Origin of the sequence: Sulfurimonas sp. (assembly GCF_029027405.1) — a bacterium.
Taxonomy (GTDB): domain Bacteria; phylum Campylobacterota; class Campylobacteria; order Campylobacterales; family Sulfurimonadaceae; genus Sulfurimonas.
In genome coordinates, this window is record NZ_CP093396.1 from 2,238,982 (window position 1) to 2,253,705 (window position 14,724).

Here is a 14,724-nt window from a genome sequence, read left to right on the forward strand (position 1 = left end):
ACTTAATTTACGAGCATACAATAAATAATATTAAAAAATGATTTCTAAAATTAAATTTTCTTAAATTTAAACTTTCTCAAAGAGATTTTTTATTATTATATTTAAATAAATTTACAGGAGGTTCAATATGCAAAATATAGCTATTTTATGTTCCGGTGGGGATGTCTCCGGTATGAATCCAGCGCTAAAACACTTTGTAGAATATACACTGCAACATAGACTGATTCCATACTTTATCTACGATGGATATGAAGGTCTTATTGACAATAAAATAGAGCGAGCAAGCTACTGTGATGTATCTGGGATTATCAATCGTGGCGGGACAAAAATAGGTAGTGCTAGAAGTAAAAGATTTATGCAAAAAAAGTATAGAGATATTGCAAAACAAAACCTAGATGCTTTAAATATCAAGATGCTAGTTGTTCTTGGTGGAGATGGCTCATTTAAAGGCTTAGATATATTTTATAAAGAAAGTGGCATAAAGTTCTGCGCTATTCCTGCTACGATAGACAATGACATAAACGGAACTGATTACTCCTTAGGGGTTGATACTGCATTAAACATCATAAAAATATCTATAGATGCCATAAGAGATACTGCTTCTTCATTTAAACGAGCCTTTGTAATAGAAACAATGGGAAGAGATTGTGGATACTTAGCCTTAGTATCTCATTTGACATCCGGTTCTGAACTTTGCCTTATTCCAGAAAAAGAGTACAACTTAGAGTCTTATGAAGCATCTTTTAAAGAGCAAATTAAAAATGGAAGAAGATATTTTATAGCCATTGTTTCAGAAGGTATCAAAGAAGATTCTACAGAAATAGCACAATGGTTTGAAAAAAAGCTTGGGATAGAGTCCAGAGTAAGTATTTTAGGTCATATTCAAAGAGGCGGGAACCCGACTATATATGACAGACTTATGGCTTATAAGTTTATAACTTATGCTATTGATGGTTTACTAAAAAACATAGACGAAAGTGTCATCTGCTATACTAAAAAAGGTTTTGTTTATAAAAGTATCCAAGAGGTTGTTAGTAGTCCAAAAAAAATGGACCCTAACCTGTTGAGTTTATTGTAAAAAAGAGATTAGATATCTCTTTCTATAACTCTTTGGAATGTTTTAAAGTAACTGTCTTTTAAGTTTTTCATGCCTAAAGTAACATCATTTACTTTTATGAAGGCACCACCAACTGTTCCTATTTTTTCAACACTTGATTGTTCATCTAACATAGCTTCAAAAGCTTCACAATTTTCAGGTTTTACTTCGATAATTGCACGACTCATAGACTCAGCAAAGATATCTCTTTCATCAGATACACTCATTTCAACATCACAACCAAAACCAGAAGTTGCTGACATTTTTGCTAGTGCAATTGCGACACCACCTGAACTTGCATCTTTAGCACATTCAAGTAAGTTTTTCTTATTGCCTTCTATAACTAAGTCCCAAAGAGCAAGCTCATTTTTGTAGTTTATTTCAGGTAAAACACCTGCAACAGTGTGACAAATCTCTTTCATATAAAGTGAACCACCAAACTCGCTTTTACTCTCTCCAACTAAATAAAGTGAATTGCCCTCACCTTGAAATGAAGACATCAACACATTATTTTGATCATCATTTACACCAACAGTTGCAATAGAAGGAGTTGGAAAAACTGAGACTCCATTAGTTTCATTATAAAGTGAAACATTACCACCAATTACAGGTGTTGTAAGTTCACTACAAGCTTCTTTAATTCCTAAACAACCTTGACCAAATTGCCACATAACTTCTGGATTTTCAGGATTACCGTAGTTTAAACAATCTGTAATTGCTAAAGGTCTAGCTCCACTCATTGCAACATTTCTACCACTTTCTATTACAGCAGCAGCAGCTCCACCTCTAGGGTCTATGTAACAATAACGAACATTACAATCAGCACTCATAGCAAGCGCCTTGCCATTTTCTTTTACACGAACAACAGATGCATCTAACATACCACCATTTTTGATAGTGTTTGTTTGTACCATAGAGTCATACTGAGTATAAATCCATGATTTATCTACAACTTCCATAGATTTAATCAATGTTTCAAAAGCATCTTGATTTGAAACTTTATCAAAGTCGTTAATAGTTACAGATGCTAAAGCATCTAAATAAGTTGGTTTACTCATAGGACGATTTAGTTCTGGTGCTTCTTCACTTACAGGGTCAACAGGAACATCAGCACATTTTTCTCCATGCCAAAAAAGTTCCATATTTCCAGTTCCTGTAACTTCACCAACAACAGCAGCATCTAAATCCCATTTTTCAAATATATCAATAATCGCTTGTTCTGAACCTTTTTTAGCACATAAAAGCATTCTTTCTTGAGACTCACTAAGCATAAAGTCATATGGAGTCATATTTTCTTCACGAGCAGGAACTTTGTCTAGATTCATAATCATTCCAGAGCCACTTCTTCCTGCCATTTCAAATGCAGATGAAGTAAGTCCAGCAGCACCCATATCTTGGATACCAACAACATAATCAGTTTGAAAAAGCTCTAAACAAGCTTCAAGTAAAAGTTTTTCAGTAAAAGGGTCACCAACTTGAACAGTGGGACGAAGAGATTTTGACTCTTCTGTAAAACTATCAGAACTCATAACAGCTCCACCAAGTCCATCTCTACCTGTTTTTGCGCCAACATACATTACAGGATTTCCGATACCTTCTGCTTTACCATAAAAGATCTCATCACTTTTTGCAAGACCAAGAGTAAAGGCATTTACTAAAATATTTCCATTGTAACACTCGTCAAAACTTGTTTCACCACCAATTGTTGGAACACCCATGCAGTTACCATAAGAACCGATACCATCAACTACACCACGAACCAAGAAGCGTTGATGAGCTGATACTTTATCATCGTTCATAACATTACCAAATCTAAGTGCATTCATATTTGCTATTGGTCTTGCACCCATAGTAAATACATCACGCATAATTCCACCAACACCAGTTGCAGCACCTTGAAAAGGTTCTATAAAACTCGGGTGGTTATGTGACTCCATCTTAAATACAGCAGCATAGCCATCACCAATATCGATAACACCAGCATTTTCTCCAGGACCTTGAATAACCCATGGTGCTTTAGTAGGAAAACCTTTTAAATGTACTTTTGATGATTTATAAGAACAATGCTCACTCCACATAGCTGAAAATATACCAAGTTCAACGATATTTGGTTCACGACCCAAGATCTCTTTCATATGTGCATAATCATCTTGACTTAACTTATGGTCTGCTAATACTTGTTCTATATTTTCTAGTTGTTGGCTCAAGATAGAATCCTAAAAATTGGTTTTTAAATATGGATTATAGCTAAAGGAAAGTAAAAGTTGTTTTAATGAAAGGAAAAGTCAACTTTTGAACGAATATTTTTCTTTAATGAGAAGATATTTTTATATTTTATATTTAATATTTCATACTCTTTTTTACCATTTGCTAACTTAAGTATAAACTCATCATCTACTTCTTTTCCTATCATAGCTTTTGCTATAGGAGAGTGGATAGAAATCAGTCCGATTTCTGGTTCACTTTCTAAAACACCACACAAAGTAAATGTTTCTTCTTCATCTGTTTGAATATTTACTATATCCACGGTACTTCCAAAACTTACTTTTTTATGTTTAAATGTAGATGGGTCTATAATTTGTGATTTTGCAATCATGGAGTTTAGATAATAAAGCCTTCTGTCAATAAAACGAAGCTTTTCTTTTGCCGCATGATAATCAGCATTTTCACTTCTATCACCATGTGCTGCTGCTATAAGTTTTTCCTCAGCAGTTTTAGGTTTTTCAACCTCTAGTAAGAACTTAAATTCTTCTATTAAAAGGTCATACCCTTCTAATGTTATCGGTTCTTTATTCATAAAGAATCAACCAATTTAATGGTTGAAACCAACTATATAGTATGTTTCTTTATTGTCTAATTTATTTACTGTAACTTTAAATTTGTCACTAAAATGTTTAATTTTTTCATGTGCTTCTTGTGCAATTTCACTTGAAGGTGCTTCTATCTTAATTTTAAAATAATCATTTGTATTTGACATGGCAACATACGAACCATCAATTTTTAAATGATCGTGTAAATCCATGATATGTTTTTGTATTTTCTCATATCCCGTAGTATTATTTTCTATTCTTTCTAATTGACTCAATAAAGCACTATTTGGCGCATAACCCAATTGTTTTAACATTGCATCTCTTTGCATTTTGACTCCTAAAGTTTATTTAATTCGAAAATAATAACAGTTTATTGTAAATATTCAGTATTAATTTATTTGCATAGACTATAATATTAGAATAAATAAATTATTTCAAACAAGAGAGAGTATCATGACTAACGACATTTTAAAAAAAATCAAACAACTTCCACCACTTCCTGAATCTGCTATGCAAATAGAAGCTGTTTACCAAGATCCTGATAGTAGTTTTAATGATATGGTCAAAATTTTAGAAAAAGACCCTCTTTTAACAGCAGATATTTTAAAAGCTGCAAACTCTCCACTATATGGTTTTTCTCGTGAAATTAATGCTATCAGTCAAGCTGTTGGTCTTTTTGGAATGGGAACTGTTCGTGGTTTTGCACTAGCTAGTATAGTTAAAAAAAGTTTTACATTAGACTTATCTCCATATGGGATTAATAATGATATGTTCTCTGCTCTTTCTAAAAAGCAACATGGACTTATGATTTCATGGTGCATAAGAAAAGAAAATAAACTTCTTGGTATTTTATCTCCAGCAGCTTTTCTTGTTGAGATTGGTAAAGTTCTTATTGCTCAACAAATTATTTCAGATGGTAAACAAGAAGCATTTAGAGACGCCCTTGTGGAACTTGGTGATGTAGAAGCTGCAGAGCAAAAAGTTTTAGGAGTAAATACACCTGAAGTTAGTGCAACAATATTTGAGCACTGGAGATTTGAAAAAGGTTTAGTTGATGTAATCTCTAACTGCCAAAGTCCCCAAAAAGCGAAACCTGAAGACCAAAGAGCTGCAAGTATCTTACATGTTGTTCGTGTTGCTGTTCCTATAAATGGTACTATTACAGATGCTAGTATAACCGCTGCTAAAGAACTTATTACAAAATATCAACTAGATATGGAAAGTTTTGATAAAGCTTTAGAAAACGCTAACTAAGATAAACTTGAAATCTCTACTAATTCGGCTCACTCTTGGTTTAAGTGAGCAAGATATAAGCTCGAATGAGCGTTCTAACATAACAAACTTTTTAGCTAAAAAATATATAACTAAAAAAGACAATATCTATAAATTTAACTCAAAATATCGTGCCGGTACACTTGGACTTATTCAAAAAGATACAGCATATTTAAATGTTATTGGTGAAAATATTCGTGATTTATTTATAGCTGAAGGTGATTTAGGAGATGCAAAAGAAGGTGACCTTATTATCGCTCAAAGACTTCTTGGCATCAGAGGAACTCCTCGTGCAAAGATAGCACAGATAGTAGGACGAGCTCTTTCATATAGTGTTGCTTTTATTATCGCTAAAGATGGAGTCAAATCTTTAGTAAATTTAAAAACTGACTACCCTGCTGGAGTTGAACTTACACAAGAGGTTTTAGATACTTATGAGGTAGGTGATGTTTTTAAAATAAACAATCAAGAAAATTCTATCATGGAAAAACTTGGAAATATAGAAGACCCTCTTGTAGATGAAAAAATAGTTCTTGCGCAGTTTAATAAACATGATGAATTTGAAGAAGAAGTTTTAAAAGTTGCGACATCTTTTAAAGCAGTAGATGCTGCAAATTATAAAGATAGAGTTGATTTAAGAGATTTAACTTTTTGTACTATTGACCCTGTCACTGCTAAAGATTATGATGACGCGATTTACTGGGATGATAAAAAGACAACCCTATTTGTTGCTATTGCAGATGTAAGTGAATATGTAACACCTTTTGGAACTATAGATAATGAAGCTATATATAGAAGTTTTTCTATTTATCTTCCACATCGTTCTATCCCAATGTTGCCCCGTCAACTAAGTGAAACTCTCTGTTCTCTTCAACCTAATGTAGATAGATTAGCTTATGTTTTTGAAATGAAACTTGATATTAATACTCTTGAAGTTATAAACTCTAAAGTTTATGAAGCTATCATCCATTCTAAAAGAAGATTCAATTATGAAGAGATAGATGATTTTTTTGAGGGCAAATTAAAACCAAAAAATGATTCAGAAGTTAAAATATTTTCTTGGATTAAAAAGTTACGCATTATTACAGATAAACTAAAAGAAAAACGATTAAAAGTTGGTTATGACTTTCGCTCAAACGAATTAGAAATGAAAATTGATGAAAAATCAAATATCGTGTCTACGACTTTTGCAGAAGAAACTCCATCGCATTCGCTCATTGAAGACTGTATGCTTTTAGCAAACAAAGAAGCCGCGTCTAAATACACTAGAGGTATATTTAGAATTCATGAAGAACCTACTCAATCAAAAATCCAGATTCTTTACCAAGAATTAGCTGGAATTGGGATGTCTATTGATATTAAGAACTCTATAAAAGAAACCATAACTGACATACAGACTCAAGCTAGAGATATAGACTTAGAAGCTGAAGTAGATACTCTAATTATCCAATCACAGATGCAAGCGAAATATACTCCACTTAATGCAGGACACTTTGGACTTGGTTTTGAGGCATATACTCATTTTACTTCACCTATTAGAAGATATAGTGACTTAATCGTGCATAGACTCTTAAAAGCTATAAATAACGACGATAAAGAAGAAGGCTCTTATGTTTTAAGAAATATAGAAGCACTAAGTATGGCAATAAGTGAAAAAGAGAGGGAAGCAAGTAGTATAGAGATAGAATTTGCTCAAAGAAAATTTGCTCGATGGGCGAATAATAATATAGATAAAGAATTTAATGCTCGCATAACAGCAACCCAACCAGAATACAAAGCCGAAATTCATTCTGAGATAAGTGGCGCTAGAGTAATTATTACTTTAAGTGAAAACTCTGTACTTTTTGAAGATGTCATTATTTATATAAATAAGGTTGATATTGCAAAAGCAAAAATATTTGCTCATGTTGTAAAGAATAACGATGTATAAACAAGCTCTTGATAAACTAATTCAAAGTGGCAAAGTTTCAAATAGTTTTGTATTTTTCGGTGAAAGTAGTTTTCTTATAGATACCTACACAAAAATGCTTAGTAATATTGAAGATGCATCTACTCTTAGCTTTTATTACGATGAGTATAATTTTAAAAGTGCTAAAGCACATCTTAGTCAATCTTCACTTTTTGGTGGACAAAATATTTTAATTATAAAAAGCGATAAAAAAATTCCTAAAAAAGAATTGGATGAGTTTATAAATTTATGTGAAAAAAATAGAGATAATATATTGATATATGCTTATTATGGAGATAATATTCAAACATATAGTGCAAAAACCTTTTTAGCTAAAACTGACACTATCGTTGTTAGGTTTTTTCATCCAAATCACCATGAAGCATTAAGTATTGTGCAGAGTGTTGTTAATGATAAAAAAGTAAAAATGGATAAATTTTCAATCAATCATCTTTTAAGTATACACAATGGTGATGTAGCACTTGCCTGTAATGAAATAGATAAGCTTAGCATCTATGATAAAGAGATAACAACAAAAGATATAGAGCATCTAGTATCTGGCTTAGCCGAAATAAGTATAGATGATTTTATAAAAAATACATTAAATAAAAAAGAGTTTACTGAAGATTTACTAAATATCATAGACCATGGTGAAGATGAGATTAGAGTTATTACATCTTTAACTTCATATTTAACCCAACTCTACATGTTCAACATTTATATAAGAGTTAATGGGGCGCCAAATCCTATTGAAATTTTAGGTTACAAACCTCCAAAAGTTATTGTTGATGAGAAAGCCGCACTTTCATTAAAGTTTAAACCACAAACATACTACAAACTGCACAGTTTACTACTAGATAGTGAATTAAAAATGAAAAGTTCAAATGTTGATAAAGGTGCAATCTTACTCTCAACTCTCATACGAGTTCAAGCATTAATCTAAATCCTCCACTATATATAATGGCCTAAAAAATCAAGACAATTTTTCTGACTTAATAGTAAAAACGGTTGCTATTATTAATGTAATTTCCATTTTATAATTTCTCTAGTTCATCAATTTTTTTGTAGTGAGTTGCTAAGGGTTACGAGATTTGGAGGTATTTTAGAAATGGACTATCCTTTTAAGTTTTGTAGGTATACATAAATTAGTGCTGACACTTTTTCCCTAATTTAGAGACTCCTGATTATAGTTTAGTATGGGTTACACATCGGGAGATGTGGAACCAGAAGTTAGTGCCATTCTTCACAGGTGTATATTATGAGAGGAATTCATTTTTCTTTTTTTATAAAGCCAACTATACTACCCCAAGAAAATCAAACAACTATTTCTAAAGTTTAATTCTTAAAAGAGTAAAATTAAACAATAAAAATAGAAGGTAATCTTATGAGTCGAAAAAGAACAACATATACAGCAGAATTCAAGACAAAGTTAGTTTTAGAAGTTTTAAAAGAAGATAAGACACTAAATGAAATAGCAAGTGTAAATAATATCACACCAAAAAACTTACAAAATTGGAAGAAGATATTCTTGGAAAATGCAGAAGTTGCGATGGAACCTGCAAAAGTAATTAAAGAGTACAAAGAAGAGAATGTAAGATTACAAGCTAAACTTGATGAATATGCAAAGGTTGTAGGTCAACTAACAGTAGAGAAGGACTGGGCGGTGGGAAAGTTAAGTAGCTTGGACTCTAGCTATAAAAAGGAGTTGATTGATAGAGATGAAAATAAGGCATTATCAGTTGTAAAACAATGTAATCTTATTAACTATAACAGAAGTAATTTGTTCTATGCACCAATGGTAAATCTTGCTAAAAATGTAATTAAAAAACATATAGAAAAAGTATTTGAAGAGATACCAAGCTATGGCTATATGAAAGTGTATCATCAACTACTAGAGGATGGTTTTCGTGTCAGTCCCAACACAGTGCTGGCATACCGTAGAGAGTTAGGTTTACAGGCTGTTTTAGCTGTAAGACCACCAAATACAAGCTGGGCGGACAAGCAACATCATAAATACTCTTACAAAATAAGAGGATTAGATATCGTAAGAGCAAACCAAGTATGGTCAACAGATATAACCTATATTAAAATTAAAGGTGGTATGGTCTATATGGCTGCCATAATTGATTGGTATTCTAAAGCAATATTATCTTGGCGAATATCCAACACAATGGATACAGATTTAGTCATGGGTGTACTAGATGAAGCACTCGCACTCTATGGTAAGCCTGAGATATTTAATACTGATCAAGGGTCACAATATACAAGCTGTATCCACACTCAAACATTAAAAGATAATGACATAATTATCTCTATGGATGGCAAAGGTAGAGCAACAGATAATATTTGTATTGAGAGGTTCTGGAGAAGTGCTAAAGTTGAAAAAATATACCTCAATGAATATGAGAGAGTATCAGTTCTCAAAAGTGATGTTAAGGATTATATAGAATTTTATAATCACAGAAGATTTCATGAGACATTGAAATATAAAAAACCTATGAATGTTTATTATGATAGTTTAAAAATCAATGATGAGAATTACACTAAATCTAGTGAAAATGTAGCATAGGGTAACAGGTATTTAGGGAATTAGATTTTTGAAAAAGTTGTCTTGACATATTGGGGGAGTATAGTTTAACATGTCTAATCCAGCTGACATTACTGCAACTCCTCCATACATACCTTTTATATAATTTTTTAACCAATCAGAAAATGCAAAATCCATATCCATTGGCATACTAGTGAGTGGACTAAAATCAAGACTAAATCCTCCTAACCCCTCAGGATCCACCAAATTAACAGGATCCCCAAAAATATACCCATAAAGATTAGCATCTCCACCTTGGAAGTCTATAGGGTCTTTAGCAGTCCACTTTCCTGTTTGTGGGTCATACTCTCTATTATCCAAAGTGAACTAATACCAATCCCCATTAAAATATAAATAATTTAGCCTGTTCAATAATCCACTCATATCCACATAGTTTTTGAGTTTTTGCAGTATTCGCCATCCATATGACTACTTCATCTTCAATAATGTCTTTTTGAATTTCAATATCTTTAAAAAGTCTGTTAGCTGTACTCTTCAGCGAGTGCTTCAAGAAATATTTTTGTAATAGTTGATTTGCAATAACAGTTCTTTTACCTATTTTAGACCAACTCCTTCTATAGTTTGAGATTAATCCAAATCTCATTTCATCCATAAACATCAACTTTATTGGTTTTAAAAGTAAATTATTCTCTTTTATAAGGAGAAGGTCTATTTGATTTATAAGAGTAACCTGCTCGTTTTACTCTCATACGTATTGTTTCATTCGGTACAGTGATATTATATTTTTCATAAATAAATTTCTGCATTTTTATTACTGACCAGTACTCTTGCATCAAATCCAGTTGTTTAAATAGCTCTTCAAATATTTTAGAGTCATATTTGGGATTCCCATTTTTTCTTCCACTATTATGTTGCTTTAGAATATCTTTTCCATGCTCATTATAGTTTTTTAGCCACTTACAGTAGGTCGCTGATGAAATGAGTAACTCTCCTTGTATAGCTTTTAGTGGGGATTGGTATTATATCTGAACTTATAAATATCTTTCTATCGACAAAGCCCCATGAAACACGCCTAAAATATCTATAGTTTCAGTATCTTTGATAAGGTATGCAATTCTATAATGTCCATAAAGTAAAATTCTAATTTCATTGTTAGTGTCATCTTGATATGGATAGCCAAGTTTTGGGAATGATGATAAGATTTGAGTTTTAGTAAAAATTTCGTTTACTACTTTTTTTGCTATTTTTGGATTGTCTTGTGCAATATAGTCGTGAATATCTTTTAACCAAAAGCTCGCTTCGTCAGTCCAGTTGATATTTACCATTGCTTGATTCTGTGTTCCATCTCTCTACTTGAGATAGTTTTACCATTTTTAGAGTCTTTTAAACCTTTTTTTATCATTCTGTCAAAAGCAAGCTCTTTTATGAGTTCATCATAAGATGTATCTGTAGGTAATGAGTCTATAATATTTTTAGCCATAGTTTTTGGTGCAGTCATAGTTCAACCTTTAATGTAAGTGCAATAGAAAATTATAGCAAAAGTTATGTAAATGTTCTAATGAGAAATAAATGTTTCTTCTCTTAGGAATCGGCAAAAATCATTTTTTAGATATTTACGATTTAAAGTAAAATAATGGTGTCTCAGAAGTACTTGAAACTACGGTATAGTAATGGTTAAAAAGGTTTTATTTACAATGAGCTGTAAAAAAATGCAAAAATATGTCCAAGTTGTCGAAAAAATAACACTAAAAAAGTAGGCAAACGATTAGGAATTCAAAGATATAAATGCTTGAACTGCAATGCAAATTTTTCCTCAAAAAGAAGACCCGATAAACTCCAAGAAATTATCTTTAAAAAGTACATTTACAAGAGGCAAACTTTAAGCGATTTAGCGGAGGAATATAAAAAGAGTTCTCGTTGGATACAGAAACAAATATTCAACTACGAACCAGAGATTAGAATTCATAAACCTAGAGCTATAATTCTTGTATGTGATGCTACTTTTTATGGGAAGAGAAAAGATGAGATGCCCCTTGAGGGTACAAGCTTGGAACCCTAGTTTTCAAAGATAATATTACAAAAGAGATACTTTTATCCAAACATATTGAAAGTGAACTATCAGCTGATTACAAATTACTAATGAAACAACTTTTAAAACTAGGATACACCATTCTTTCCGTTACTACAGATGGAAAGAGAGGCTTAAATAAGGTCTTTAAAGACTTTCCTATACAAATGTGCCACTTCCATCAAGCGAAGACGGTAAGAAGATATATAACAAAGAAGCCAAGACTGCAAGCTGGTAAAGATTTGAAAAAAATCATGTACAGGATTACTAAAACTAATGAAAGAAACTTCACTAAAAAACTAGATGAGTGGTATGAAGTCTATAAAGATTTCATAGAAGAGAAAAGTCTAAATCAAGAAACAGGAAAATCCTATTATACGCATCAAAAGGTCAGAGCGGCATATCGAAGTTTAAGAGCAAACTTACCTTACCTATTTACTAGAAATAAATATAAAAATATTGAGATTCCAAACACTACGAATACTCTTGATGGTGGAACGTTTTCTCCACTGAAAATACTGATTAAAATTCATAGAGGTTTAAGTAAAAGTTTAAAATTAAAACTTGTTGATGACTATCTCTTAAACTATAAGAAAAAATGATTATTTAGACACCATTATTTTACTTTAAATCTTAATTATAGAGATTTTGGTACTTAGGTTAGTGCCATTTATAACTTGCACCTTTTTTCTTTTGTCGGATGATTATTTATTTCATATACACTGTATCCAAATGCAATTAAGATAGATACTGCTGCTATTATTAATGTAATTTCCATTTTATAATTCCTCTAGTTCATCAATTTTTTTATATGCTTGTTTATTTACCACCACTATCGCTAGAGAAAAGCACACTATTAAAATTGTTGTAATCATTATTGATATATCATCAGATGATTTATAGTGAGTTGCTAACCATCCACTTAAGGAGAGTAATATTGCTGAAAGTATTCCAAAAACCACTTTTAACCAACCAATCTGCTCTTTAATTTTTTCATTTTTACTCATAATACAATTATATCATAAGTACTTTAACTGCCTAGACTCTCTAATTTTTCCGAAAATAATAAGACTTAGTTAAGTGGTCTCGACAATATAGGACATTATATATGTGTAGGTTGGAATGTTCCCTATTTAAATTACCACTCCAAAGTCTAATCGTTAACCTTGAGTTACAAGTAAAGCATCTATATATAAAACTGAAAGAAGTATAAAAAGTATCATAAATGGTTTAACCCATAATGAATAAGTAGTATAAATAAATGCATTATTTGGGTCATATTCATTAAATAAAACTTCAACTTCTTCACCTATGATATAAGATTGAGCAAAAAACTTGTCGTATACTTCATTTTCAAAAATATAAACATGTTCATCCATTTGAAATTCTATTATAGGAGATGAAATTCCATAGTGATTTTTTTTGCCATATTTTCGTACTACACCCTTCGTATATTTTCCAGTTTTTATTAAATATATTCTTTCTTTAACTAAAAATAAAGCCCCAATTGAGATACCTAAAATAATAAAGTTTAAGATAATAAAACATATTATCGAAAGAGAATTCAATCCTATTGCACCTGAAAAAAAAATTAAAATTAACAATCCATAAATTACTTTCTGTGCCCATGAACTTCTAAATGTAAACAAATCTTTAATCATTTTTAACTTATTTTCCAATACTTGCACCTACAGTTTCTCCAATACCAACTTTAGTACCTCCAACAATAGCTCCAATAATTGGAAAAGGTTGTGGCATTTTAGATAAAAGGATTGGAATTGGACCTTTTGCAGCCCAACCACCACCTAATCCCGCTCCAAGAGCTGCCAAATAATCGTAATCATTCCAATCTTTACAAGGATCTTGTAAGTTTCGATTTAGAGGTATTTTAGAAATGGACTATCCTTTTAAGTTTTGTAGGCATGTATAAATTAGTGCTGACACTTTTTCCCTAGTTTAGAGACTCCCCTTATGATTATAGTTTAGTATGGGTTACACATTGGGAGATGTGGAACCAGAGAATTTGTGTCATCATTTCTTAATCCAAAAAAATATAATTGAAATACTAAAAGAAAATATGACTGAAATTAAAAAGCTTATTAATACAAACGAATCAATATATCCTAAAGTGATGTAGTTAATAATTTGTAATAAAAAACCAACTATCAAACCACTAATAATAGCACTTTTATAAAAATTTATAAAAATTTTGTTAATCCAAAAACTAAGCACGATTGATACAATTGCAATAGTTAAATAAAAAATAATTCCAAGCATTTAAGTAGTTCCTCATTTTATAAATTTAACTCAATATCAAATTGACATAAGTATCTCATTCAATTGCTATTTTGTGCATTTTGATAAGCACTCTCTCCTAACACCTTCACAGCGTCATAGTAATCATATGCATGTTTAAAACAACCTGACTGTAATAAAAAAGGTTCATTTAAACAAGATTGCTTCATATCATCTAAAAAACTTGAATCACACTCGTCTTTAGACATTCCATTATTGCTATAACAATTGTCATGGTTCACACAGCTCTGTGTAAAATTAAAATTAAAAGATGTATCAGGAACTAACAAGTCACCTATACATCCACTTCCACATGCTAATCCTGTCGGATCCACAAAGTTAACAGGATTATTCAACACATACCCATAAAGATTAGCATCTCCACCTTGGAAGTCTATCGGGTCTTTAGCAGTCCACTTACCAGTTTGTGGGTCATACTCTCTATATCCAAAGTGAACTAAGTTTGTGTCTTTATCTTGTAGTCCACCTGCGAAACCAAATGGTATTTTAAAGTTTTTGTTTGTATCGTTTAGTATATTACCAAATGTATCATAAGTTACTTCTTTTATGATGTTATGGTTTTTATCTGAAATGAGTTTTAGTGTTCCTACTTGGTCATAGTGAAGATAGTAAGTTTTGTTGTTTTGTGTCATGCTTGTTGGCATTCTGTTGTTTGTGTAGTTGTAT

General features: G+C 31.5%; 18 protein-coding genes and 1 pseudogene. 7 read left to right on the forward strand and 12 right to left on the reverse strand.

The genetic code is table 11. The features are described from left to right. Nucleotides 1-127 precede the first annotated feature (127 nt). Nucleotides 128-1,078: a 6-phosphofructokinase gene (locus tag MOV42_RS10845; RefSeq protein WP_324171196.1), complete on the forward strand. Its 951-nt coding sequence runs from the start codon at nt 128-130 to the stop codon at nt 1,076-1,078. Between the two features lie 8 nt (nt 1,079-1,086). On the opposite strand, the gene purL is transcribed toward MOV42_RS10845, so the two are convergent. The 3 genes from purL to MOV42_RS10860 form a co-directional block, all read right to left on the reverse strand. Next, nucleotides 1,087-3,303: a phosphoribosylformylglycinamidine synthase subunit PurL gene (gene purL, locus MOV42_RS10850; RefSeq protein WP_324171197.1), complete on the reverse strand. Its 2,217-nt coding sequence runs from the start codon at nt 3,301-3,303 to the stop codon at nt 1,087-1,089. Between the two features lie 62 nt (nt 3,304-3,365). Then, nucleotides 3,366-3,893 carry a transcription elongation factor GreA gene (greA, locus tag MOV42_RS10855; protein ID WP_324171198.1) on the reverse strand — a complete coding sequence of 176 codons (528 nt, stop codon included), beginning with the start codon at nt 3,891-3,893 and terminating at the stop codon, nt 3,366-3,368. Nucleotides 3,894-3,908: 15 nt separating this feature from the next. Next, entirely contained in the window at nt 3,909-4,235 is a 327-nt protein-coding gene (locus tag MOV42_RS10860; protein WP_324171199.1) for a hypothetical protein, read from the reverse strand. A 124-nt stretch (nt 4,236-4,359) separates the two neighbouring features. Between MOV42_RS10860 and MOV42_RS10865 the strand changes: the two genes are divergently transcribed. The 4 genes from MOV42_RS10865 (at nt 4,360) to MOV42_RS10880 (ending at nt 9,695) form a co-directional block, all read left to right on the forward strand. Then, entirely contained in the window at nt 4,360-5,160 is an 801-nt protein-coding gene (locus tag MOV42_RS10865) for an HDOD domain-containing protein (RefSeq protein WP_324171200.1), read from the forward strand. Between the two features lie 7 nt (nt 5,161-5,167). Further along, nucleotides 5,168-7,108: a ribonuclease R family protein gene (locus MOV42_RS10870; RefSeq protein WP_324171201.1), complete on the forward strand. Its 1,941-nt coding sequence runs from the start codon at nt 5,168-5,170 to the stop codon at nt 7,106-7,108. Beyond that, nucleotides 7,101-8,069, forward strand: a complete 969-nt coding sequence (gene holA, locus MOV42_RS10875; RefSeq protein WP_324171202.1) for a DNA polymerase III subunit delta — start codon at nt 7,101-7,103, stop codon at nt 8,067-8,069. The genes MOV42_RS10870 and holA overlap by 8 nt, the downstream gene beginning before the upstream one ends. Nucleotides 8,070-8,510: 441 nt before the next feature. Next, complete coding sequence (locus tag MOV42_RS10880; RefSeq protein WP_324171025.1) at nt 8,511-9,695, forward strand: IS3 family transposase; 1,185 nt, start codon at nt 8,511-8,513, stop codon at nt 9,693-9,695. A 12-nt stretch (nt 9,696-9,707) separates the two neighbouring features. Here MOV42_RS10880 and MOV42_RS10885 read toward each other — a convergent pair whose 3' ends face one another. The 5 genes from MOV42_RS10885 to MOV42_RS10900 form a co-directional block, all read right to left on the reverse strand. Then, complete coding sequence (locus MOV42_RS10885) at nt 9,708-10,034, reverse strand: RHS repeat-associated core domain-containing protein (RefSeq protein WP_324171203.1); 327 nt, start codon at nt 10,032-10,034, stop codon at nt 9,708-9,710. 22 nt (nt 10,035-10,056) lie between these two features. After that, the gene (locus MOV42_RS10890; RefSeq protein WP_324171204.1) at nt 10,057-10,326 is read right to left on the reverse strand and encodes a hypothetical protein; all 270 of its coding nucleotides are present in this window, start codon (nt 10,324-10,326) and stop codon (nt 10,057-10,059) included. Between the two features lie 31 nt (nt 10,327-10,357). Further along, nucleotides 10,358-10,507: a winged helix-turn-helix domain-containing protein gene (locus MOV42_RS14020; RefSeq protein WP_416385456.1), complete on the reverse strand. Its 150-nt coding sequence runs from the start codon at nt 10,505-10,507 to the stop codon at nt 10,358-10,360. Nucleotides 10,508-10,705: 198 nt separating this feature from the next. Beyond that, nucleotides 10,706-10,999 carry a type II toxin-antitoxin system RelE/ParE family toxin gene (locus tag MOV42_RS10895; RefSeq protein WP_324171205.1) on the reverse strand — a complete coding sequence of 98 codons (294 nt, stop codon included), beginning with the start codon at nt 10,997-10,999 and terminating at the stop codon, nt 10,706-10,708. Continuing rightward, a complete protein-coding gene (locus tag MOV42_RS10900) occupies nt 10,993-11,172 on the reverse strand; it encodes a hypothetical protein (RefSeq protein WP_324171206.1) in 180 nt (59 codons plus the stop codon). The genes MOV42_RS10895 and MOV42_RS10900 overlap by 7 nt, the downstream gene beginning before the upstream one ends. Nucleotides 11,173-11,391: 219 nt before the next feature. Between MOV42_RS10900 and MOV42_RS14025 the strand changes: the two genes are divergently transcribed. Beyond that, complete coding sequence (locus MOV42_RS14025; RefSeq protein ID WP_416385457.1) at nt 11,392-11,733, forward strand: transposase-like zinc-binding domain-containing protein; 342 nt, start codon at nt 11,392-11,394, stop codon at nt 11,731-11,733. Continuing rightward, nucleotides 11,730-12,344: pseudogene (locus MOV42_RS10905) on the forward strand (IS256 family transposase, variant Zn-binding type); the annotation flags it as partial. The gene MOV42_RS14025 and the pseudogene MOV42_RS10905, both read left to right, overlap by 4 nt. Before the next feature lie 177 nt (nt 12,345-12,521). Here MOV42_RS10905 and MOV42_RS10910 read toward each other — a convergent pair. From MOV42_RS10910 to MOV42_RS10925, 4 genes are all read right to left on the reverse strand, one after another. After that, nucleotides 12,522-12,749 (reverse strand): hypothetical protein, encoded by a 228-nt coding sequence (locus tag MOV42_RS10910; protein ID WP_324171208.1) that lies wholly within the window; start codon nt 12,747-12,749, stop codon nt 12,522-12,524. A gap of 153 nt (nt 12,750-12,902) precedes the next feature. Continuing rightward, on the reverse strand, nt 12,903-13,421 hold the full coding sequence (locus tag MOV42_RS10915) for a DUF3592 domain-containing protein (RefSeq protein WP_324171209.1): 519 nt from the start codon (nt 13,419-13,421) through the stop codon (nt 12,903-12,905). After that, on the reverse strand, nt 13,411-13,572 hold the full coding sequence (locus MOV42_RS10920; RefSeq protein WP_324171210.1) for a hypothetical protein: 162 nt from the start codon (nt 13,570-13,572) through the stop codon (nt 13,411-13,413). Before MOV42_RS10920 ends, MOV42_RS10915 begins: the two co-directional genes overlap by 11 nt. Nucleotides 13,573-14,078: 506 nt before the next feature. Further along, nucleotides 14,079-14,690 (reverse strand): phospholipase A2, encoded by a 612-nt coding sequence (locus tag MOV42_RS10925; protein ID WP_324171211.1) that lies wholly within the window; start codon nt 14,688-14,690, stop codon nt 14,079-14,081. Between the last annotated feature and the right edge of the window lie 34 nt (nt 14,691-14,724).

Bases quoted from the DNA above. Each gene is read 5' to 3' on its own strand.
- MOV42_RS10900 (WP_324171206.1), bottom strand. From the start codon at position 11,172: ATGACTGCACCAAAAACTATGGCTAAAAATATTATAGACTCATTACCT.
- MOV42_RS10865 (WP_324171200.1), top strand. From the start codon at position 4,360: ATGACTAACGACATTTTAAAAAAAATCAAACAACTTCCACCACTTCCT.
- MOV42_RS10925 (WP_324171211.1), bottom strand. From the start codon at position 14,690: ATGACACAAAACAACAAAACTTACTATCTTCACTATGACCAAGTAGGA.
- MOV42_RS14020 (WP_416385456.1), bottom strand. From the start codon at position 10,507: ATGCAAGAGTACTGGTCAGTAATAAAAATGCAGAAATTTATTTATGAA.
- MOV42_RS10860 (WP_324171199.1), bottom strand. From the start codon at position 4,235: ATGCAAAGAGATGCAATGTTAAAACAATTGGGTTATGCGCCAAATAGT.
- MOV42_RS10880 (WP_324171025.1), top strand. From the start codon at position 8,511: ATGAGTCGAAAAAGAACAACATATACAGCAGAATTCAAGACAAAGTTA.
- MOV42_RS10895 (WP_324171205.1), bottom strand. From the start codon at position 10,999: ATGGTAAATATCAACTGGACTGACGAAGCGAGCTTTTGGTTAAAAGAT.
- holA (WP_324171202.1), top strand. From the start codon at position 7,101: ATGTATAAACAAGCTCTTGATAAACTAATTCAAAGTGGCAAAGTTTCA.
- MOV42_RS10845 (WP_324171196.1), top strand. From the start codon at position 128: ATGCAAAATATAGCTATTTTATGTTCCGGTGGGGATGTCTCCGGTATG.
- MOV42_RS10890 (WP_324171204.1), bottom strand. From the start codon at position 10,326: ATGGATGAAATGAGATTTGGATTAATCTCAAACTATAGAAGGAGTTGG.
- greA (WP_324171198.1), bottom strand. From the start codon at position 3,893: ATGAATAAAGAACCGATAACATTAGAAGGGTATGACCTTTTAATAGAA.
- MOV42_RS10910 (WP_324171208.1), bottom strand. From the start codon at position 12,749: ATGAGTAAAAATGAAAAAATTAAAGAGCAGATTGGTTGGTTAAAAGTG.